This window comes from Kribbella lupini (genome assembly GCF_039529595.1).
GTDB classification, from domain to species: domain Bacteria; phylum Actinomycetota; class Actinomycetes; order Propionibacteriales; family Kribbellaceae; genus Kribbella; species Kribbella lupini.
Genome location: NZ_BAAANC010000002.1, coordinates 484,316 through 505,932 on the forward strand (window position 1 = coordinate 484,316; position 21,617 = coordinate 505,932).

The 21,617-nt window shown below is 69.4% G+C and carries 17 protein-coding genes; 9 read left to right on the top strand and 8 right to left on the bottom strand.

Annotated features, from left to right (window positions below):
- The first annotated feature begins 121 nt into the window (after nt 1–121).
- Nucleotides 122–370: a helix-turn-helix domain-containing protein gene (locus tag ABD235_RS15510; protein WP_344174760.1), complete on the top strand. Its 249-nt coding sequence runs from the start codon at nt 122–124 to the stop codon at nt 368–370.
- A gap of 278 nt (nt 371–648) precedes the next feature.
- On the opposite strand, the gene ABD235_RS15515 is transcribed toward ABD235_RS15510, so the two are convergent.
- Complete coding sequence (locus ABD235_RS15515) at nt 649–1,203, bottom strand: hypothetical protein (RefSeq protein WP_344174762.1); 555 nt, start codon at nt 1,201–1,203, stop codon at nt 649–651.
- A 167-nt stretch (nt 1,204–1,370) separates the two neighbouring features.
- On the opposite strand from ABD235_RS15515, the gene ABD235_RS15520 reads away from it, so the two are divergent.
- The 3 genes from ABD235_RS15520 to ABD235_RS15530 all read left to right on the top strand — a co-directional run bounded on the left by ABD235_RS15520 (nt 1,371) and on the right by ABD235_RS15530 (nt 5,876).
- On the top strand, nt 1,371–2,729 hold the full coding sequence (locus ABD235_RS15520) for a LysM peptidoglycan-binding domain-containing protein (protein ID WP_344174764.1): 1,359 nt from the start codon (nt 1,371–1,373) through the stop codon (nt 2,727–2,729).
- 1 nt (nt 2,730) lies between these two features.
- A complete protein-coding gene (locus ABD235_RS15525) occupies nt 2,731–3,615 on the top strand; it encodes an Rv3235 family protein (protein ID WP_344174766.1) in 885 nt (294 codons plus the stop codon).
- Nucleotides 3,616–4,712: 1,097 nt separating this feature from the next.
- Nucleotides 4,713–5,876: an aminoglycoside phosphotransferase family protein gene (locus ABD235_RS15530; RefSeq protein ID WP_344174768.1), complete on the top strand. Its 1,164-nt coding sequence runs from the start codon at nt 4,713–4,715 to the stop codon at nt 5,874–5,876.
- Here the strand turns inward: ABD235_RS15530 and ABD235_RS15535 are convergent.
- Genes ABD235_RS15535 through ABD235_RS15560 form a run of 6 tightly spaced genes read right to left on the bottom strand, consistent with a single transcriptional unit; the run spans nt 5,857 to nt 12,930 of the window.
- Complete coding sequence (locus ABD235_RS15535) at nt 5,857–7,812, bottom strand: hypothetical protein (protein ID WP_344174770.1); 1,956 nt, start codon at nt 7,810–7,812, stop codon at nt 5,857–5,859. The two genes, ABD235_RS15530 and ABD235_RS15535, sit on opposite strands and share 20 nt — an antisense overlap.
- Nucleotides 7,809–8,867, bottom strand: coding sequence for a glycoside hydrolase family 130 protein (locus ABD235_RS15540; protein ID WP_344174772.1), 1,059 nt, complete (start codon nt 8,865–8,867; stop codon nt 7,809–7,811). The genes ABD235_RS15535 and ABD235_RS15540 overlap by 4 nt, the downstream gene beginning before the upstream one ends.
- A gap of 22 nt (nt 8,868–8,889) precedes the next feature.
- On the bottom strand, nt 8,890–9,714 hold the full coding sequence (locus ABD235_RS15545; protein WP_344174774.1) for a carbohydrate ABC transporter permease: 825 nt from the start codon (nt 9,712–9,714) through the stop codon (nt 8,890–8,892).
- Nucleotides 9,714–10,613, bottom strand: coding sequence for a carbohydrate ABC transporter permease (locus tag ABD235_RS15550; RefSeq protein WP_344174776.1), 900 nt, complete (start codon nt 10,611–10,613; stop codon nt 9,714–9,716). Before ABD235_RS15550 ends, ABD235_RS15545 begins: the two co-directional genes overlap by 1 nt.
- Entirely contained in the window at nt 10,610–11,905 is a 1,296-nt protein-coding gene (locus tag ABD235_RS15555) for an extracellular solute-binding protein (protein WP_344174778.1), read from the bottom strand. Before ABD235_RS15555 ends, ABD235_RS15550 begins: the two co-directional genes overlap by 4 nt.
- A complete protein-coding gene (locus tag ABD235_RS15560; protein WP_344174780.1) occupies nt 11,902–12,930 on the bottom strand; it encodes a LacI family DNA-binding transcriptional regulator in 1,029 nt (342 codons plus the stop codon). The genes ABD235_RS15555 and ABD235_RS15560 overlap by 4 nt, the downstream gene beginning before the upstream one ends.
- 297 nt (nt 12,931–13,227) lie before the next feature.
- Between ABD235_RS15560 and ABD235_RS15565 the strand changes: the two genes are divergently transcribed.
- From ABD235_RS15565 to melA, 5 genes are read left to right on the top strand one after another with little or no spacing between them, the layout of a single operon-like run.
- A complete protein-coding gene (locus tag ABD235_RS15565; RefSeq protein ID WP_344174782.1) occupies nt 13,228–14,523 on the top strand; it encodes an ABC transporter substrate-binding protein in 1,296 nt (431 codons plus the stop codon).
- The gene (locus ABD235_RS15570) at nt 14,481–15,449 is read left to right on the top strand and encodes a carbohydrate ABC transporter permease (protein ID WP_344174784.1); all 969 of its coding nucleotides are present in this window, start codon (nt 14,481–14,483) and stop codon (nt 15,447–15,449) included. The genes ABD235_RS15565 and ABD235_RS15570 overlap by 43 nt, the downstream gene beginning before the upstream one ends.
- Nucleotides 15,446–16,264 (top strand): carbohydrate ABC transporter permease, encoded by an 819-nt coding sequence (locus tag ABD235_RS15575; protein WP_344174786.1) that lies wholly within the window; start codon nt 15,446–15,448, stop codon nt 16,262–16,264. The genes ABD235_RS15570 and ABD235_RS15575 overlap by 4 nt, the downstream gene beginning before the upstream one ends.
- A gap of 3 nt (nt 16,265–16,267) precedes the next feature.
- Nucleotides 16,268–17,188, top strand: a complete 921-nt coding sequence (locus ABD235_RS15580; RefSeq protein ID WP_344174788.1) for a carbohydrate kinase family protein — start codon at nt 16,268–16,270, stop codon at nt 17,186–17,188.
- Nucleotides 17,185–18,480, top strand: a complete 1,296-nt coding sequence (melA, locus tag ABD235_RS15585) for an alpha-glucosidase/alpha-galactosidase (RefSeq protein ID WP_344174790.1) — start codon at nt 17,185–17,187, stop codon at nt 18,478–18,480. Before ABD235_RS15580 ends, melA begins: the two co-directional genes overlap by 4 nt.
- 48 nt (nt 18,481–18,528) lie before the next feature.
- Here the strand turns inward: melA and secA are convergent, their stop codons facing one another.
- Nucleotides 18,529–21,471: a preprotein translocase subunit SecA gene (gene secA, locus ABD235_RS15590; protein ID WP_344174792.1), complete on the bottom strand. Its 2,943-nt coding sequence runs from the start codon at nt 21,469–21,471 to the stop codon at nt 18,529–18,531.
- Nucleotides 21,472–21,617: the final 146 nt, after the last annotated feature.

A 21,617-nucleotide genomic window follows, 5' to 3' on the forward strand; every position in this document is an offset into this window, starting at 1 on the left:
GGGTGGCCTGGGGACAAACTCAATCGTCCAGTGGCCAACCGTGGCAAACTAAAGAAACATGAACTGCAGGAAGTTGCAGTTCCCACTCCCTACGTCGACCAGCGAAAGGGCGTCAGGACGTATGCCTGCACCGCGCTTCCTCCAGCTCTCCGACGTCGCCGAGGTCCTGAACATCTCGGCCAACCAGGTCTACGCACTGGTCCGCCGCGGCGACATCCCCGCCGTGAAGATCGGCGGCCGGGGTCAGTGGCGGGTCGAAGCCACCGAGCTGGAGAAGTACATCGAGCGGCTCTACACCGAGACCCGCCAGTTCATCACCAGCCACCCGTTCGGCGAGGAAGCCGAGCAGTCCGAGGACATCCACCAGTAGCCGGGCCACGCTGGGAGGGATCCGGCGCGCGCCATGGCCGCCGCCGGACAAGGCGGTCGGAAGTCGCCGGGCAGGCGGAAGGCGCAGGTGTAGGCGGAGGCCGGCGTCGCGGGGGCGGGGCGGAAGTCGCAGGCGCCGACGGGCGTCGCGAGCGGGCGAATGTCGCAGACGCAACCGGACGTCGCAGGCGTAGGCGGAGGTCGCGGCGCAGACACGCCCACGTCGTACGACGTCGGGAACGGCGCCTGGATCAGAGGTCGCGGGAGCAGGCAGCCCGGTCAGCGGCGGCGGAGAGCCGAGAGCGACTGCGTGGGGACCAGCCGGGTGTTGTAGACCTCGGTACGACGGCGCGGCGCGTCGAGCGGATGCTCGGCCATCTCGATGAAATCGGCGCCCACGCGGTCGATGGTCCCGGTGATCGGGTGCGCGTGAGGACCCGCGCAGAACAGCGTGACCGGGGAGCGATCGCGAGCGATCCCGCGGAGCAGGTGCGCTAGGCCGAGCTTGGCCGCGATGGCGCCTTCGGCCGGTTCGGCCCAGGGTCCGAGACCGTGGATCGATGTGAGGGCCTCGACGGGGATCAGCCATTCCTCGAAGCGCTCGGCCTCCAGGAGCAGGCAGTCCTTGCCGACTCTGACCAGTTCGCCCCGAACCGGCTCGGCGTGCGTCAGTTCGACCCGAACGATCGTGCCGACCGCTCCGCGGAGCCGGTCGAGCAGCGTGATCTTGCCGACCTCGGCGCGGATCCGTTCGGCGACCTCGCCGTACAGATCGCCGTCCTGCAGCGCCGCGAACTGCGACTCGAGGTCCTCGAACAGAGCATCCAGACGCATGCGCCCGAACCTACCTTCCCAGGCGCTCACCAGCACTCTCCGTGCTCGCTCTCCACTCTGCGTCGCCAATTCACTGGGCTTGGACTTGCCAAACCCCGTTCAGAGCGGTCTATATTGGTCAAGCCGACGCAAACTAACGCAAACGCATAGATCGAGGGCGAAACCAGATGAACGCGATGATCCGGGGACTCAAAGCGCTGATCGCGCTGGGTGCGCTCGCCGCCGCGGGCCTGGCTCTGCGCTGGGTGACCGCCGGCGCCATGGACGAGGCGTCGACGCGGGACCTGATCTCGATGGCGTTCGTCGCGGTCGCCGCGGTCGCTTGGACGGCGTACGCGTGGTTGCTGCTCGCCGTCCTCGCCACGGTGCTCGAGCAGGCGCCCGGCGTACTGGGTCGTGCCGGGGCTGCCCTCGCAGGGCGGATCACCTCGCAGACGTCGCGAACCTTGCTCCGTTCAGCGCTTGGCGTTGCGGCCGTCACCCCCCTGACCATCGGCGTTGCGCACGCGTCGCCGGCCAATCCGCCGCAGCACACGACGACCTCCGGTGCCGCCTGGCGCGCGACCGAGCCGGCGTCGACCGTCCGCCTCGACCAGCCGATCTCGCCGAACGACTGGCGCCTCACGGAGAAGCCGTCGACCGTTCGTCTGGCTGATGCGCCGGTTCAGGGCCGTCCGCAGCACGAGCCGAGCTCAACGGTCCAGATCGGGCGACCGACCGGGACCGGTACGACGGAACAGCCCGGCGGTCCGGCGACATCTGATGCGAACGATTCGTCGCGCAGCCGTACGACGACCGCGCGGCCTGGTGAGCAGGCAACCGCCGGACCTGGCGACCAGGCGGAGTCCCGGCCGGGTGGGCAGGCGACGTCCCGACCAGGTGGGCAGGCCGAGGCTCGGCCTGGCGACCAGACGAGTGGCAGCCGGAGTGAATCCGGTACGACGCGGAGTGCCGAGCCTGGATCGACTCGGCCCGGAGACTCGGCCTCGGGCCGGTCCGGAGACCAGCTCGCGGCCAAACCGGCCGACGGGCTCAGCCGGAGCGACGATCTCGCGACCACATCGGGCGGTCCCGCCCAAACAGGAGATCCGGCGGCGACTCGGTCCGACGGTCCCGCTCGGATCGGGCAGCCCGGAGGGACTCAGCTCGACGGTCCTGCTCGGACCGGGGAGCCGCGAGCCGCACGCCCCGGTGGTCCGGCCCGGACTGGAGATCCGGTGGGGCCTCGCACTGGGGAGCCCGGGATTCGGGTGCCGGATCGGCCTACTGACGGGGCTCCAGTTCGGTACACGAATCTGGCGAGCGGCCGGCACGTGGTGCTGCGCGGCGAATCGCTCTGGTCGATCGCCGCGGCCGAACTCGGAGCAGGCGCTTCGGACTCGGCGATCGCCGCCCGCTGGCCGCACTGGTACGCCGCGAACCGCGCAGTGATCGGCCCCGACCCCGACGTGCTCCTCCCCGGCCAAGTACTCCAGTCGCCGGCCTCCCTCGACCGTCCCGTGCCGCAGACCCCTCAGGAGAAGTGACATGACCACCCGACGAAACCTCACGTCCGTCCCCCACACCTCCACCTCCCCGGCCGAGACGTTTAGCGCGACCGGCGTCGACCAGAGCGTCGACAACGCGGCGGCATCATCAGGCCTGACTTCAGTTCGAGGCGACGCCATCGGCTGGTCGACCGATCGACCTGCGCGCGGCGAAGGCCTGCAGGGGGTCGGAGGTCGCGGCGAGCTGCACGCCGGCGTCGACGAGCCGGCGCAGCAGGCCACGACCGCCGTCGCGACCACGACCACCGTCGCGACCACGACCACCGTCGCGACCATGACCGCCGTTGCGGACACGACCAACCGCGCCGTTGCCGTCGCGGGCCCCGTTCACCAGGGCGTGCTCGGTCAACGTTCGCCGGATGCCGAGAACCCAACGGCAGATGCGCCTCGGACCTACCCGACGGGAGCGACTGCGCTCCGGAAGCGCCCCGAGATTGCACCCACGCAAGGTGCCTTGGCCCTGCAGTACGAGGCCGATGAGGAGGTCCCGCCGCGGCCGACGCTGCGGCTGGTGCCGGCGAGCCCCACGCTGCCCGAGGTTCGCGACTGGGCGACTCGCTTGGTGCAGGCGATCGCCGAGACCATCGGCGGCGATCGGCCGGTGAGCCAGCTGACGCGGTGGACGGACACCGCCGTGTACGTCGACGTGCACCGCCGCGTGCGCCTGCTCGGTCTGACCACCACCGCGGGCAAGCGCGCGACCAAGGAGCGGAGTTCGATTCGCTCGGTCCACATCTGCCACCCCGAAGCCGGCGTCGCCGAGGTCGCCGCCCACCTCCGAACCAGCGGCCGCTCCCGCGCCATGGCCCTCCGCCTGGAAATCCGCCGAGGCCGCTGGGTCTGCACCGCTTTGGAACTCGGCTGACCGAGCCCGGCGTTGTTGCTCGGCCGCAACTGGCTGATTCGACCCGGCTGGACCAGCTCGGGGTGGTCCACTTCGGCGCACGTGGGCTGCTTGTCGCAGCTCGATCCGTATGGCCAGGCGAGCGGAGATGCCCGGCGGACACGGCCTGCTGGACCAGCTCGGGGTGGTCTAGTTCGGCCTACGCGGCCCGGCTCGGACGGCGGTGGTGGCGTACGGGGCGCGGTTCGTGCGGTGCGGTGGGCGGCAATGCGCGGCGTAAACGACCCAGCTGGGTCGGCCCGAGGTAGTCGGTGCAGTTCGTGCGGCGGCGGTGGTCTTGGGCGTACCGCGCTCGGTTCATGCGGCCCGGCGGCCGACGATGCGCGGCGTACACGACCCAGCTCGTCCAGCCTGGGTGGGCCGGTGGAGCGACCGCTCCCGGGCGCTCCACCGGCAGTTCTATTGGAACTCGTTGTTGGTGGGTGGCGCATCGGTGTGGACTGCCTATATCTCGGTGCGGACTACCCACATCTGGGTGGTCATCAGCTTGGATCGGTCATTGGGGAACATTTGGCCCAGCGGTCGGTGGCGTGGACAACAGGTCGTGACCTCGTACAGGGCATGTCATGTCCGAGGGCTCCGTTTGGTGTTCAAGGTCCCGTGCGGCGTCCCCAGGGCCGGGGCGGCGGCCGGGGCGGGACTCTGCCGGGTGGGTCGATGGGTGCCAGGCGGCGGCGGGTGCAGGGAATTGGGCTGCCTGGGGCCGGGTTGGTGCAGGCGCAGAGCAGGGTTGGGCTGGTGCGGCGGCGAGAGCGCGACTGCGGTGGAGTTGGTGCGCGCGACGGGGTTGGGCGGGGATGCGAGGCAGGACCGGGCTGGCGCGCGGACGCGGCGCAAGATGCTGTGGAGCTGGTGCGCACGGTTGGTCCGTGTTGGTGCACCGGGCGGGCCGATCGGCAGGCAGACGGTGTGGGGGCTGGTGGGCCGGGCTGGAGCGGACTGTCGGCGGGTTGAGAGGGTGGGCGGGGAGAGAGCCGGCGCACCGGGTGCGGGTCCGGCTACGCCCGGGGGGCTCGCGCTCGGGAGGAAATACCCGCAGTCCTGGTTGGATGAGTTGGGTGAGTGAGCGACCAGCTAGCCGTACGGCGTTGCGGCACAATCCGTTGAACGCGGTGACTGCGTCGGTCGAGCGGGTGGCGGACGCGGCCGGGCGATCGGTGATCCGCAAGGAGCTGCGGGCGCCGAGCCTGAAGGGCGGAGAGGGAGGGCCGGGCACGGCCGCAGGCGGTGGATCGAGCGCGGTCCACGCCGGCGGGCTGAGCGACGCCGACGGGGGTGGGCGCGGCGGTGATGCGGGTAGTCCGGCCGACCGGCAAGAGGCGGTGGTGGCTTCCTGGGCTGGGTCCTTGGATCCTCGGCACTGGAACTACTGGCGGCGGGAGGTTGAGGTCTATCGGGACGGCGTGCTGCGGGATCGCCTTGCACAAGCTGGGCTTCACCTGCCGGCGGCCGAGGTTGAGGAGTACGACGGTGGCGCCGTCTTGTTGCTGGAGGACATCGCCGGTACGCCGGGGACCGCGTTCTCGCTCGAGGATCACGCGGCGCTCGCGAAGGGGTGTGGGCGGTGGCAGGCGCGGCCTAGCGAAGCGGTGGGGTGGACTTCGGTGGGGTTCTTGCGGGACTACTCGACCAGTCGGGTGGTGCCGTGGGAGTTGCTGGATGACGACGAGGCGTGGCGGCAGCCGTTGGTGGCTGAGGAGTGGCCGGGTGGGTTGCGGGAGAAGTGGCTGCAGGTGGTTGCCTGGCGCAACGAGCTTCTCGCGACAGTGGAGGGGTTGCCGCGGCGGCGGTGTCATTTGGATCTCTGGGTGAGCAACGTGATTCGGCGGCCGGGTGGGGAGATGGCCTTGCTGGACTGGGCGTTCACCGGTGACGGCGCGCTTGGCGAGGATGTTGGGAATTACGTTCCGGACGCCGTGTTCGACCTGTTCTGGCCCGCGGAGCGGATGGCGGAGCTGGCTGAGACCTGTGTCGACGGGTATCTCGACGGGCTTCGTGAAGGTGGATGGCGTGGTGCGGCCGATCAGGTGCGGCTGGCGGTGATGGCTTCGGGGGTGAAGTACGCGTGGTTGCTGCCGGCGCTGCTGGGGCAGGCGGGAGACGAGTCTCATCGCGCGTACCACCAGCAGGCCGACAGTCGGCAGCTGTTCCAGCAAAGGGGTTTGGCGTTGGAGTTCGTTGCTGACTGGTGCTTGGAGGCTCTCAGTTCAGTACGACGGTGAAGCCGCCGGGGAGGACCTCGGCTCGGCCGTTCGCGGGGCGGCGGGAGTGGAGCTGGCCGGTCGAGGTGTAGGCGTAGGCGGTCCCGCGGCCGACGACTGGGACCGAGCGCGGGTGGCGGTCGACGCTGACCAGGAGCTGGTTGGCGCCTAGTTGAAGTTTGCTGATCAGTGGGAGCAGGAGCAGCGCGTCGACTCGGACGTTCACGCCGGTCGACACAGCGGTGAGGGTTGTGGCGGCTGCGGGAAGCACACCGACCGAGACGGGGAGCAGGGCACCGGGGGCGGCAGAGACTCCTTGAGCACCGCCGGAGCCGTGGTGGATGACGCCGCCGGTGGACCAGGTCGTCGTACCGGCCGAGCGGTCGGGGACGAGATCGACGATCGGCAGGACGAGGCGTGGTTCGCCCGAGGCCGACGTCGGGAGAGTCCAGTCCGCTCGGGAGCCGGCGGGGAGATCGACGTAGGAGCCGTTGCTCCACTGGGATTCGCCGGTCCAGGCCGACGGTGGGGTGACGACTGTGGCGCCGGAGGAGAGCTGAGCGGACTCCGCTTCGACCACCTGCAGGCTGGCAACTACCGGCGGACCGGCAAGTGCTCGGGCTTGGCGGGCCACCGCCGGGTTGGCGTCGAGGGCGAGCATCGAGAGCAGCCCGTGGATGGTCGACTCGGCGCCGGAGTTGCGGTTGACGACGCCGTCGCCGGAGATGCCGTCGTACGTGCGACCGGTGCTCGGGTCGTACGTCGGTTCGCCGGCGCGGTTGGCGCCGAAGTACCAGGCGGCGACGAAGGCGGCGACCTGGCGCAGGCCGGGGCGATCGGCGGCTGAGGCGACGCCGAGCAGGGCTTGCAGGCGGGCGTCGACGCCGTACGCGATCTGCGTGCGGTCGATCGGCGCGGGCAGCCAGCCGTTGTCCGGGCCCCCGGCCGTCATGAGCAGCGGGGTGAAGCCAGCGGTGTCACCAAGAGCCGGGGCGATCAGGCGCGGGTTTCGCAAGACTTCAAACGCCGCGGCCAGTGCCGACGGCATCTGGGCGCCCCAGGCGTGCCAGTCGGAGATCGACTCGCCCCACGGGAGCAGCGCGCGGAACGGCCACTCGCGGGTGCTGCCGGCGCTCATGGCGGCGATCGCCTCGGCGAAGCGGGCCAGAGCCTTCCGAGCTCGGAAGGAACCCCCGGCCCGAACATAAGCACTCAGCCCCAGCACCGCCTCGGACGTCGCATCAGCCCCAGCGACAATCAGCCAAGCCGGAACCCGCCGGCCGTCGACGACGTTCCACGTGCCATACCGAACCAGCACCTGGCGATCCAAGGCATCGAGAGCCAACTCGAGACGCGCCCGCAGGAACCGCGCAAACCCAGGATCAACAGTACGAAAGACCTCGTACCCCTCCCCCAGCGCCCACACCGTCCGCGCCAGCCAGTACGACGGCCCGCTGTCCGACGGATCCGGCAGCTCGACCGGCTCGGCGCTCGGGTTGAGCGTGCCGTCCGGCTGCATCCACAGCACGACGTTGCCCGCGTTGGCGCCGCTCGTCGTCTGCAGGTACGTCAACCCCCGCAACAACCCGTACGCCGCCGCCCGGCTGTGCGCATCGCGATGGGCACGGTAATGCCGCAGGTAGACGACGGCCGCGCGAGCGAGATCGTCGGCGTTGAAGGCGCCTTGCCCGTAGGTGTCGGTGGCAGCGTCGTACGGACCGCCGCCGATCCGAGCGTAGGTGCCGTCGGCGCGGCGATCGGCGTACGTCCACAGCACGCCGAGAGGACCAGAGCCGTACGTCGAGTGCCCGGCAACAGCAGGAGGCGAGACCGAGTCACCCAGGAAGTCCAGGTGACTGAGGTTGGCCAGCTGGGACCTGGAAGCCGCAGCAGGCAAGGAGAACGAGGCAGTCAGCGCGAGCGATCCTCCAAGGACCGCTCGCCGCGACACCCTCATGACAACCGGTCCAACCGAGCAACGCCGATGGCAGCGTCCGCCATCCCGTAGAAGACGTAGTGCACCCCGTCGACCTCTTCGATCGCGGTCGGGAAGACGACGTTGCCGACCGTCCCGATCCGCTCCTCCTCGGTCTCCGGCACCAGGATCGGCTCCACGGTCCGGTCCAGGACCTTCGTCACGTCGTCGAACGACAGCAGCAGCGCACCCGCCGCGTAGCTGACCTTCTGCGTCGTCGGGTCGAAGCCCTTCGGCTGCTCCCCCGTCACGCCGTGGTGGATGACGAGCCACCCCTCGGGCACGCGCAGCGGCGCCGGGCCGGCGCCGATCTTCAAGGCTTCGAAGGGGTGCTCGGACATCGCGACGAGCCGGTGGTGCCGCAGGTGGACCAGGTTCTCCAGCCCGCGTTCGACCTCAGCAACCGGTACGAACGACACCCAGATCCCCGGCCGCTCATCGGTCACCCCGGCCGGCAGGTGCACACCCTCGCCCTCGCGGAACCAGCCCAGGTCCCACATCGGCCGGTGCAGCATCGCGTACGACGGCTCGCCGTCCGGCCCCGGCACAGGCTCGGGGAAGAACACCGTGTCCTTGTTCGGGAACAGATTCAGATCCGTGTCGAGCGAGGGCTGGTACTCGAAGTGCAACGGCCCCAGCCGCGTCCAGGACCGCAGGTCCTCCGACACCGCCAGCGCCGGCTTCGGGCCGAGTGGCCCGTACGCGACGTACGTCATCACGTGCAGACCCAGCAGCGGGATCCACGTCACCCGCGGGTCCTCCACCCCGGCGTTGTTCAGCCCGCGTTCCCAGCCCTCGTCGGGCGCCAGCACGACACCCTCCCGCGAGACCCCGACAGGAACCCCGTCGTCCAGGTCGACCCGGGCCAGCCCGACCCGGGAGACATTGCCCGGAGCAACCAGTCGCGGCAGCAGGTACAAAGAACCATCCGGAGTGTGCCCGGAGGCCGGGTTCAGCACCCCTTCGGACTCCAGCTCGTTGCCCGGCTCGGGCGTCATCACGACACCGACGCGCGTCAGTGTGTACGGAACAGTCACAGTCGAAACCCTTTCAAGAAGCTCAGCCCTTGACCCCGGACTCGAGGCTGGAGGAGATGAAGCGGCGCTGGAAGATCACGAACAGCGCGACGGCCGGTGCGGCCAGGACGCAGGCCCCGGCGAGCACGGCGCCGAACGGGTTCGCGGCCCGCGCCGACACGGTGGTGAGGTAGTTGGACAGCGAGACGGCCAGCGGCTGGAGGTCCTGCTGCTTGGTGATCAGGAACGGCCAGAGGAACTCGTTCCACGGCCCGATGAAGGTCAGCAGTACGCCGGTCAGCAGCGCCGGCTTGACCAACGGGATCGCCACCCGCCAGAGGATCCCGAGCTCGCCGGCGCCGTCGATCCGCGCGGCGTCGAACAGCTCCTGCGGCAGTTGCAGGAAGTACTGCCGGAACACGAACACCGCGGTCGAGTTGATCGCGAACGGCAGGATCATCCCGAGGTAGTTGTCGGCCAGCCCGTAGCTGCGCACGATCATCACGTACAGCGGGATCGTCAGCAGCTGGAACGGAACGACCTGCACCAGCAGCATCAGCCCGAACACGGCGCCGCGCCCGCGGAACTGCAAACGGGCCAGCGCGTACCCGGCCAGTACGCCGAACACCAGCGTGCCGAAGATGACCCCACCGGTGAAGATCCCCGAGTTCAGCAGCGACCGGCCGAGGTCGATCGCCTTGTCGATCTCGGCGTAGTTGTGCCCGGTCAGGTTGCCCGGCTCCGGAAAGGCACCCCGGACGGTCGGGTCCGGCTCGGCCTGCAGACTGCCGACGAGCATGTAGTAGAAGGGGAACAGGAAGACGAACGCCCCGAGCAGCAGAGCGACGAACCGTACCGGGCTCCTCATCAGTCCTCCCTCGAGACGAAGCGGCGTTCGATCAGCGCCAGGATCAGGACGCCGATCACCAGCAGGACCCCGATCGCGGAGCCGATGTCGGGATTGCCCTGCTCGATCCCGCGCTGGTACATCACCAGCACCGGCGACGCGGACGCGCCGTCCGGACCGCCGCCGCCGGTCAGCAGGTACGGCTCGGTGAACAGGTTCGCCCCGGTCACCGTCGCCAGCAGTACGACGAGCGTCGTGGCCGGCCGCACCCCCGGCACGGTCACGTTCCAGAACGACTTGATCCGCCCGGCGCCGTCCATCGCCGCCGCCTCGTACAGGTCCTTGGACACGTTCTGCAGCGCGGCCAGGTAGAGCAGGATGAAGAACCCGAGCTGTTTCCAGGTCACGTAGATCGCGACCGTCGGCATCGCCAGCTTCGAGTTCACCAGCCACGACGGATCAGGCGCGAGCGGCCCGAGCACGGAGTTGACCAGGCCGTTGGAGTTGAACAGGAACAGCCAGACCCCGACCACGGCAACGCTCGCGGACACGTACGGCACGTAGTAACTGACCCGGAAGAACCCCCGCCACCGGATCGCGCCGTTGAGCGCGTACGCCAGCAACAACGACAGCACCACGGTCAGCGGCACGTTGATCAGCAGGAAGATGCCGACGTTGCCGAACGCCCGCCGGACCGCCGGGTCCGACAGCACGGTCACGTAGTTGTCGAACCCGACGAACGGCCGGTCCACGACCGCGCCGGGCGCGGTGAAGAAGTAGTCGTGGAAGGACATGTACACGGCGAACCCGAGCGGGTACGCGAACACCGCCGCGATGAAGACCACGTACGGGGTGACGAACGCCGACCCGATCGGCTGCTTGCCGAGGATCCTGCCCAGCACCCCCGTACGCGTGCTCATGACTGCTTGGCGAGCTGATCGACCTTCTGGACGGCGCCGTCGAGGGCCGCGCCCGGGTCTTCCTGACCGAAGATCACGGACTTGGAGTACGCGTCGCGGAAGGTCTGCCAGATCGTGATCGAGTTCGGGACGTTCGGCACCTCGACCGTGCGGGCCGCCTGGTCGGCGAACTGCTGGTAGTCGGGATTCTTCTGGAAGTACTCCGGGTACGCCGTGGCGACCTGGTCACGCAGCGGCATCTGACCAGTGGCCTCCAGCAACTTGCCGTCCTGCTCCTTGCTGGTCGCGAACTTCAGCACGTCCCACGCCGTCCCGCGGTTCTTGCAGGCCGAGTACATCGCGACGTTCTTCGCGTCACTGAAGGTGTAGACCTCTCCTGCCGGCTTGCCGGCCGACGTCGGCACCGGAACGGCACCCCACTCGACCTTGCCCTTGTACGTCGCGACCGCCCACGGCCCGACGATCGCCATCGCGGCGGTCCCGTCGACGAACGAGTCGCCGGTGTACTTCTCCTGCGAGGCCAGCTTGTCGGCGTACATCGTCCGCCAGAACGCCGCGACCTTCTTGCCCTCGTCCGAGGCGAACTGCGCCTTGCCGTCGGCCACCAGCTGCTTGCCACCGGACTCGGCCGCGAACAACGGGTAGAAGTCGAACCAGGACTGGTAGAACTCGTTGCTCGGCGCCGGGTAGATCGCGAACTTCGCGGCCTTGGCCGCGACCAGCTTGCGCGACGTGGCCAGGAACTCGTCGTACGTGGCCAGCGGCGGCTTGGCGGTGTCGATCCCCGCCTTGGCGAAGGCCTTCTTGTTGTAGAAGATCATCACCGGGTTGTCCTTCCACGGCAGCTGGTAGTACTTGCCGTCGGTCGACTTGTACTGCTCCGCGACCTTGCCGCTGCGGCTCTCGACGTACTCCTTGCCGCCGTCGAAGCCGTCGAGCGCCACCAGGCCACCCTGCTTCTGGAACTGCGACACCGAGGCCGGCGAGGTGTTGAAGATCAGGCACGGCGCGTTGCCGGCCGTGATCGCCGCACCGATCACCTCCTCCGAACTCTTCCCCGTCGGGATCTCCTGCGCAGTCACCTTCTGGTCCGCGTGCGCCGCGTTCCAAGCAGCCACCATCTGCTTGCCCCAGGCCACTTCCTCGGCGTTGTTCGACAGCCAGACGGTGATCTCGCCGCGCGCCTGCGCGGCCGCGTCGGCATCACCTCCGCCGTCGCTGCCACCGCAGGCTGCGGCGACCCCGGTCAGCCCCAGCGCCAGCAGCGCTGCGGTCACCTTGCGTCGTTTCATGACTCCTCCAGACGTGCGGTCGAACGGCGTACGACGAGACGGGCCGGTGGGAGCTCCACGTCGGCCACTTCACCGGTCCCGTCGATGAGTTGGTTGAGCGTGTTGGCGGCGGCCTCCCCGAAGGCGTAGGGGTCGGCACGCACGGTGGTCAGGCCGGGATGGACGAACTCGGCCAGCTCGCTGTCGTCGAAGCCGGCGATGCTCAGGTCGTCGGGCACGGTCAGCCCGGCCCGCTGAGCGGCGCCGAGCCCGGCGATCGCCATCCGGTCGTTGGCGTAGACGATCGCGGTCGGCCGCTGCGGCAACGCGAGCAGCCGCCGGGTCGCCTCGATCCCGCCGGCCGCGGTGAAGTCGCTGACCTCGAGCCCGACCGGCTCCAGCCCCGCGTCGGCCAGGGTCGCGACGAGCGCGTCCGACCGGGCGGTGGCGTGGACGAAGGTCGGCGGACCGGCGACGTGCGCGATCCGCCGGTGGCCGAGCGCGAGCAGGTGCTCGACGACCTCGACCATGCCCGGACGGTCGTCCAGGCAGACAGCCGGGAACGGCGACGAGCCCTCCGGCCGGTTCAGCGTCACCGCAGGCAGTCCGAGCTCGCGGAGCAGGCCGATCCGCGGGTCTTCGTGGCGAAGGTCGGACAGGAAGACCCCGTCCACCCGGCCGTCCTGCGCGAGCCGCCGGTACCCGGCGGCCTCGTCGTCGCCCGCGCTGACGACCTGCAGGACGAGTGCCTGCCCGCCGCGCGAGAGCACGCTCTCGACGCCCGCGATGAACGCCGGGAAGAACGGGTCCGACGACAGGACCGCGGGGTCCCGGGTGATCACCAGGCCGAGCGCGAACGCCTTCGAGACCGACAGCGAGCGGGCCCGGTTGCTGGGCCGCCAGCCGAGCTCGTCGGCGGCCGCGAGGATCCGGTCGACGGTGGCCTGGGCCAGGCCCGGCCGGCCGTTGAGTGCGAACGAGACCGAGCCCTTGGACACGCCGGCCCGGGCCGCCACATCGGCGATCGTCGGTCGGTCCTTGACCACAGAGCACTCCTGTCTGAGCTTTTAAACCGGTTTAAACAGCCACTAAACCGGTCAAAACCCGCGCCGTCAAGAGCTCGGGTCACGTGTTCGGGAACGCGCTCCAGGGCGACTTACGCGCACTTTTCTGCAGTTGGTCCTTGACGCTGCGGACCCCCGTTGCTCTACTGACTGACCAAGCACCGGTTGCCGGTGTGACAGTGACGCACCCAGCCGGTAGCAGTCTCGGAGTCCGGTGGTCAGGCGCCAGGGCTCGAGCCCGAGGCGGGGAAAGCGTCCGCGGGACCCGATGGAGAAATCGTGTCCGACCCCCGCACCGCAGCACCGTCCCGCCGCGACGTCCTCCGGGCGGCCGCCGTACTGGCCGTCGCGGCCGGTCTCGGCGGCTGCGGCAAGTCCGATCCGGAAACCACCGGCGGCCAGGTCACCGTCGACCTGTGGCACGGCCAGACCGACACCGCCAAGAAAGCGCTCGACGCGCTGATCGCGGAGTTCAACCGGACTCATCCCGACATCGCCGTGATCGGCGGTGGTGGCGGCGTGACTGCCGACAGCATGCTGCAGAAGGTGACCGCGGGCCTGGCGGCCGGGTCCTACCCGGACGTCGCGTACATCTTCGGCTCGGACCTGGCCAGCATCACCCGCAGTCCGAAGGTCGCCGACCTCAGCGGCCAGCTCCAGCTCGATGCCGTGTGGCCGGCCGCCAAGGCGGCGATCACGGTCAAGGACAAGGTGCGCGCCGCGCCCGCCCTGCTCGACTCGCTCTGCGTCGTCTACAACAAGAAGCTCTTCGCCGCCGCCGGACTCCCGGCGCCGAAGGCCGGCTGGACCTGGGACGACTTCGTCGCGACCGCGGCGAAGCTGACCAACCCGGCCAAGGGTGTCTTCGGCACCGGCTGGCCGGGCGTCGGTGACGAGGACACGGTCTGGCGGCTCTGGCCGATGATCTGGGACCTCGGCGGCGACGTCGTCTCCGAGGACGGCAAGAAGGTCGGCTTCGAGCAGGCCGGTGAGCAGGCGCTGGCCACCCTCGACAAGCTGCGCACCGACAAGTCCCTGTACGTCGACCCGAAGCCCGGCGGCGAGCAGCTCTACCAGGTGTTCCTCGGCGGCCGGATGGGAATGGTTGCCACCGGCCCCTGGCAGTTGCCGGACATCCTGGACCGCAAGCTGGACTACGGCGTCGTGCCGCTGCCGTCGTACTCGGGCAAGGCGGTGACGATCTCGGGGCCGGACACCTGGACCGTGTTCGACAACGGCTCGGCGCGGGTGAAGGCGGCGACCGAGTTCGTCCGCTGGATGCTCGACGCGCAGCAGGACGTGCGCTGGGACCTGCAGGGCGGCAGCCTTCCGCTCAGTACGACGACCGCCGCGCTGCCGCAGTGGAAGAAGCACGCCGCCGAGACGAGCGGGCTGCAGGTCTTCGTCGACGCGCTGGAGACCGCGCGGGTCCGGCCGACGATCACGGCGTACCCGCAGATCTCCGAGCATCTCGGCACCGCGATCGTGTCGGTGCTGCTGGGCAAGAAGTCCCCGGCCGATGCGCTGAAGGAGTGCGTCGAACAGTCGAACGCCGTCCTGGCGGTACCGAGCTGATGGCCAGCGTGGTCGGCACGTTCACCGTCGATCCACGAGCCCGGGCCGCAGCGGCCAAGCGCCGTACCCGCGGTGAAGGCCGTACAGCGTGGGCTTTCGTCAGCCCGTCGGTCCTGATCATCCTCGGGCTCAGCGTCGTCCCGGTGCTCTGGTCGTTGCTGCTGTCGTTCCAGGCCAGCGACCTGGTCTCGCCGAGCCGCTGGGTCGGGCTCGCCAACTACCGCACGCTCGCGGCCGACCCGTTGTTCCGCGAGGCCGTCGGGCACACCGTCGTCTACACCGCGCTCTACGTCCCGCTGAGCGTCGCCGGCGGGCTGGCGATCGCGCTGCTGCTGGATCGCAAGATCCGGCTGATCGGGCTCTACCGGACGCTGGTCTTCGTCCCGTTCGTCGTCTCGGCGGCCGCGCAGGGCGTGCTGTTCTCGTTCGTGCTCGACCCCGAGTTCGGCGCGGCCAACTCGTTGCTGCACCAGTTCGGCCTGCCCGCGCAGGGGTTCTTCAGCGATCCGTCGCAGGCGCTCTACCTGCTGGTCGCGATCTCCTTGTGGAGCGGGACCGGCTTCTGCGTGATCGTCTACCTCGCCGGGCTGCAGAGCGTCGAGCCCGAACAGGTCGAGGCCGCGCGGATCGACGGCGCCGGACGGACCGGCGTACTGCGGTACGTCGTCCTGCCGTCGCTGACGCCGGTCACGATCTTCCTGGTGCTGTTCCAGGCGATCAACGCGTTGCAGGTGTTCGACCTGGTCTTCGTCACCACCAAGGGCGGACCGCTCGGGTCGACCACGGTGATCGTGTACTTCATCTGGGAGAAGGCCTTCAAGAGCTTCACCGCCGGTTACAGCGCGGCGGCGGCGTACGCGCTGGCCGTTGCCCTGCTGGTGATCGGCGTCCTGCTGCAGGTCTACCAACGGCGGGTGAAGCGATGAAGCGGCTCCCGTTCAGTCCCTGGCACTTCGTCCTCGCGCCGCTGGCCCTGCTGTTCGCGCTGCCGCTGCTGTGGCTGCTGGTCAGCTCGGTGATGAGCAACTCCGAGATCAACCGGTTCCCGCCCGCGCTCTGGCCGAGCCGGATCGATCTCGACGGCTACCGGTTCGTGCTCGGCAACGCGCTGTTCCCGCGCTGGTTCGGCAACTCGTTGCTGGTGTCAACGGTCGCGGTGACCGCGAACCTGGTGCTCGGCTCGCTCGGCGGCTACGCCTTCGCGCGGATGCGGTTCGCCGGGTCGAAACCGCTGCTCGGGCTGATGCTGGCCACGATGGTGATCCCGTTCCAGCTGACGATGATCCCGACCTTCCTGGTGATGAAGCAGCTCGGCCTGATCGACACCCTCGGCGCGCTGATCGTGCCCTCGCTGGTGACGCCGTTCTCGGTCTTCCTCTTCCGCCAGTTCTTCGTCTCGCTGCCCCGCGAGCTGGAGGAGGCGGCCTGGATCGACGGCTGCGGACGGCTGCGGATCCTGGTCTCGATCGTGCTGCCGCTGGCCCGGCCGGCGCTCAGCACGGTCGCCGTACTGACGTTCCTGAGCACGTGGAACGACCTGACCTGGCCGCTGATCGCGATCAACCACGACACCAACTACACGCTCCAGCTCGGACTGACCACCTTCCAGGGCCAGCACCACACCCAGTGGGCCGCCGTGATGGCCGGCAACGTCATCACCGTGCTGCCGGTGCTGCTCGGCTTCCTCCTCGCCCAGAAGGCGTTCATCCGCTCGCTGGCTTCCTCTGGACTCAAGGGCTGACCCATGTTTGATCTTCTGGTACTAGGCGACGCGAATCCCGACGTCGTCGTCGGACCCGTGAACCAGCCGCTGGTGTTCGGCCAGCGGGAGCGGCTCGTGCCGTCCGGATCGCTGTGCCTGGGCGGATCGGCGGCGATCATGGCCTCCGGCGCCGCCCGGCTCGGCCTCAAGGTCGCGTTCGCGGGCCGGGTCGGCGACGACCCGGCGGGGAGCTTCGTCCGCTCCGCGCTCGAGGAGCGCGGCGTCGACACGTCGGCGCTCGTGGTCGATCCCGACCTGCCCACTCCCCTGACCACCGTGCTCACCTCGGGCCCGGACCGCGCGATCCTCACGGCGTCGGGCTGTCTGGCCTCGACCAGCTCCAACGACGTACCGCGGGCGCTGCTGCGATCCGTGCGGCACGTGCACGCGGCGTCGTTCTACCTGATGCCCGGCCTCGCCGCGGGGCTGGCCGAGCTGTTCAAGGAGGCGCGGAACGCGAAGGCGACCACGTCGCTGGACACCAACGACGACCCGGCCGACCGGTGGGAGCGGGTGGTCCTCGATCCGGTGCTGCGGGTCACCGACTACCTGCTGCCGAACGCGGCCGAGGCCCATGCCTTGACCGGGCATCCAGTACTGGCCGAGGCCGCCGGGATCCTGGCGCGCCGCGGTCCGCTGGTCGTGGTCAAGAACGGCGCCGACGGTGCGCTCGCCCATGACGGGGCGAACCTGACGACCGCGCCGGCGCTCGCGGTCGATCCGGTGGACACCGTCGGCGCCGGGGACAGCTTCGACGCCGGCTTCGTGGCCGCCGTACTGCGGCGTACCGGACGGGCCCGGGCACTGGCGATCGCGGCCGCGTGCGGCTCGTTGTCGACCAGAGCAGCCGGCGGTACGGCGGCGCAGGCCGACTGGGACCTGGCCGTGGAGAGTGCGGGATGACGCGGATCGCCTTCATCGGCGCGGGAAGCGTCGTGTTCACCCAGGGCCTGCTGGCCGACCTGTTCGGCTTCGACGACCTCGGTGAGCTGCACATCGCGTTGCACGACATCGATCCCGAGCGCTTGCGCACGGCGGCGTCGGCGGCCGCGTCGATCGCGACCGAGCTCGGCGCGCGGCCGACGATCAGCGCGCACCTGGACCGCCGGGCCGCGCTGGAGGGCAGCGACTTCGTCGTCAACATCATCCAGGTCGGCATGAACGACGCCACCCGGATCGACTTCGAGCTGCCGGCCCGGTACGGCGTACGCCAGACGATCGGCGACACCCTCGGGGTGGGTGGCGTGTTCCGGGCGCTGCGCACGTTCCCGGTGCTGCGCGGGCTGGCCGCCGACATCGCCGCGGTCTGCCCGGATGCCTGGTTGCTCAACTACACGAACCCGATGGCGATGAACGTCTGGTACCTGTCGGCGCTCGGGGTGCGGAACGTGGTCGGGCTGTGCCACTCGGTCCACTGGACGATGTACGACCTGTCCGAGCTGGTCGGCGTACCGTTCGAGGAGGTGCGGTACCTGGCCGGCGGGGTGAACCACCAGTCGTGGGTGCTGCGCTTCGAGCACGGCGGCGAGTCGCTGTACCCGGCGCTGGACGAGGTGATCCGGCGTGATCCGGAGATGCTGCGGCGGGTGCGCGTCGACATGTACCGGCGGCTCGGGTACTACCCGACCGAGACCAGCGAGCACTCCTCGGAGTACGTGCCGTGGTACCTGCCGCACGACTCCGAGATCGAGCGGTTGCGGCTGCCGGTCGGCGAGTACCTGCGGATCGTGGAGCAGAACGTCGCGTCGTACGAGAAGACGCGGGACGCGGTGAAGGCGGGCGAGCCGGTGCCGGTCGAGGCGACGATGGAGTACGCGCCGCAGATCGTGCACAGCATCGTCACCGGGGTGCCGCGGACCGTGTACGGGAACGTGGTCAACGACGGGCTGATCAGCAACCTGCCGACCGGGTCGGTCGTCGAAGTCCCTTGCCTGGTTGACGCTCTGGGAGTGCAGCCGACGGCGATCGGGGCGCTGCCGGCGGCCTGCGCGGCCGTCAACGCGGCGTACGTGAACGTGAACGCGCTGACGGTGAAGGCGGCCGTGGACCAGGACCCGCGGGCGATCCGGCAGGCCCTGATGGCCGACCCGGCGACCGCGGCGACCCTGACGGTCGAGCAGATCTGGTCGCTGTGCAACGACCTGGTCGTAGCCCACAGCAACCTTCTGGCCCCGGAGCTGCGGGCCGTGCTCTGACACGACGAAGGCCGCCCCCACTCGGTGGGAGCGGCCTTCGACCAGTGCTTACTTGTAGACGTCCGCCGCGGGGTCGCCGTGGCAGCGCTTGTACTTCTTGCCCGAACCGCACGGGCAGGCGACGTTGCGCGGGGTGCCCGGGTACATCAGGCCGCTCGCGTCGCCGCCGTCCTCGGTGCGGACCGCGACCTCCTCGTCGCCGTCGATGGTCGGCGCGGAGTACGACAGCCGCTGCGGCGGGCGGTTCTCCTTGCCGAGGCCCTTGGCGAGCAGCTTCGGCCGGTCGGTCAGGCGCGGGCCGTCCTGCGGACGGTCGGCGTCGCGGCCGGGGAACTCCGCCACTGGGGCGCCCGGGGTGAGGATGTCCTCGGCCTCCTCGACGACCTCGGCCGCCGCGGCCTGCTGGGCGCGCATCGCCTCGACGTCGACCTCGACGTTGAAGATGAACGCGACCGACTCCTCCTTGATGGACTCCATCATGGCGGCGAACATGTCGTAGCCCTCGCGCTGGTACTCCACCAGCGGGTCGCGCTGCGCCATCGCGCGCAGGCCGATGCCCTCGCGCAGGTAGTCCATCTCGTACAGGTGCTCACGCCACTTGCGGTCCAGCACGTTCAGCACGACGCCGCGCTCGAGCTCGCGCATCGCGTCCGTGCCGAGCAGCTCCTCGCGCCGCGCGTAGGCCTCGCGCGCGTCGGCGACGAACTTCTCCACCATGAAGTCCTGGGTCAGGCCGGAGCGCTCGCCGCCGGCCTCCTCGATCAGGTCCTCCTCGGTGACCGTGGTCTGGTACAGCGTCTTCAGCGCGGTGAACAGCGGGTCCAGGTCCCAGTCCTCGGCGAACCCGTCCGCGGTCGCGCCCATCACGTAGCCGGTGACGGTCTCGTCGAGCATGTCGAGCACCTGGTCGCGCAGGTCGGCGCCCTCGAGCACCCGGCGGCGCTCGTCGTACACGACGTGGCGCTGACGGTTCATCACGTCGTCGTACTTGAGGATGTTCTTGCGGGTCTCGAAGTTCTGCGCCTCGACCTGGGACTGCGCCGACGCGATCGCCTTGGTGACGACCTTGTTCTCCAGCGGCACGGTGTCGTCGTCGTTGCGCGACATCGCCCAGTCGACCATCTCGCGCTTGAACAGGCGCATCAGGTCGTCCTCGAGCGACAGGTAGAAGCGCGACTCGCCCGGGTCACCTTGACGGCCGGAACGACCGCGCAGCTGGTTGTCGATCCGGCGCGACTCGTGCCGCTCGGTGCCGAGCACGTAGAGGCCGCCGGCTTCGCGGACCTCCTTCTGCTCCTCCTTCACCTGCAGCTCGAACTTCTCCAGGACCTTCGGGTACTCCGCCTCGTACTCCTCCGGGGTCTCCACCGGGTCGAGCCCGCGCGAGCGCAGGTCCTTGTCGGCCAGGAACTCCGGGTTGCCGCCGAGGATGATGTCGGTACCACGGCCGGCCATGTTGGTGGCCACCGTGACCGCGCCCTTGCGGCCGGCCTCGGCCACGATCGCGGCCTCCCGCGCGTGCTGCTTGGCGTTCAGCACCTCGTGCGGGATGCCTTCCTTGCGCAGCTGCGCGGACAGCCGCTCGGACTTCTCGACGCTGGTGGTGCCGACCAGGATCGGCTGACCGGTCTGGTGCTTCTCGACGATGTCCTTGACCACCGCGTCGAACTTGGCGTCCTCGGTGCGGTAGATCAGGTCGCGCTGGTCCTGGCGGATCATCGGCTTGTTGGTCGGGATCGGGACCACGCCGAGGTTGTAGATCTTGGAGAACTCCGCCGCCTCGGTCATCGCCGTACCGGTCATGCCGGCCAGCTTGCTGTACTGGCGGAAGTAGTTCTGCAGCGTGATCGTCGCGAGGGTCTGGTACTCCTCCTTGATCTCGACCTTCTCCTTGGCCTCGATCGCCTGGTGCAGACCCTCGTTGTAGCGGCGGCCGTGCAGCGTGCGGCCGGTGTGCTCGTCGACGATCAGCACCTCGCCGTCGACGACCACGTAGTCCTTGTCGCGCTTGAACAGGTCCTTGGCCTTCAGCGCGTTGTTCAGGTAGCTGATCAGCGGGGTGTTGGCCGACTCGTACAGGTTGTCGATGCCGAGCCGGTCCTCGACCTTCTCGATCCCGCGCTCGAGGATGGCGACGGTGCGCTTCTTCTCGTCGACCTCGTAGTCGGCGACCTTGCGCTTCTTCTCGTCGATCTCCAGGTCGGTGACGCCGCGCCGCTCGTTCTTCAGCTTCTGGTCGTCGGCGTTGGTCCAGGCCTGCAGGCCGGCGGCGATCTGGGCCATCTCGACGTACCAGCGCTGGGAGTCCTCGGCCGGGCCGGAGATGATCAGCGGGGTCCGCGCCTCGTCGACCAGGATCGAGTCGACCTCGTCCACGATCGCGTAGTTGTGCTCGCGCTGCACGCAGTCGGCGATGTCGCTGGCCATGTTGTCGCGCAGGTAGTCGAAGCCGAACTCGTTGTTCGTGCCGTAGGTGATGTCCTTGTGGTAGGCGATCCGGCGCTCGGCCGGGCTCATCTCCGGCAGGATCACGCCGTAGTCGAGACCGAGGAAGTGGTACACCCGGCCCATCCACTCGGCCTGGAACTTGGCCAGGTAGTCGTTCACCGTGACCACGTGCACGCCCTTGCCGGACAGCGCGTTCAGGTACGTCGGAAGGGTGCCGACCAGGGTCTTGCCCTCACCGGTCTTCATCTCCGCGATGTTGCCCAGGTGCAGCGCCGCGCCACCCATGATCTGGACGTCGTAGTGGCGCTGGTGCAGCGTCCGCTTGGCCGCCTCCCGGACGACCGCGAACGCCTCCGGCAGCAGCGCGTCGAGGGACTCGCCGTTGTCGACGCGCTGCTTGAACTCGGCCGTCTGGCCGCGCAGCTCCTCGTCGGACATCGCGACGAAGTCGTCCTCGATGGAGTTGACCACCTTTGCGATGCGCTCGAGCTGACGCAGCGTCTTGCCCTCGCCGATGCGCAGGACCTTGTCGATCACCTTCATGGTGGGCAGTTCTCTCCTTGCTGCTGAAGCCTGGTTGCGGCGGACTTTGCCGGCGTCGTACCCGCACTGGGCACGGCACGGTCCACCCGCCGGGCGGCGTGCGTCACCTATCGTACGGGGCCGGGTGTGCCAAGCCACGTCGGCTG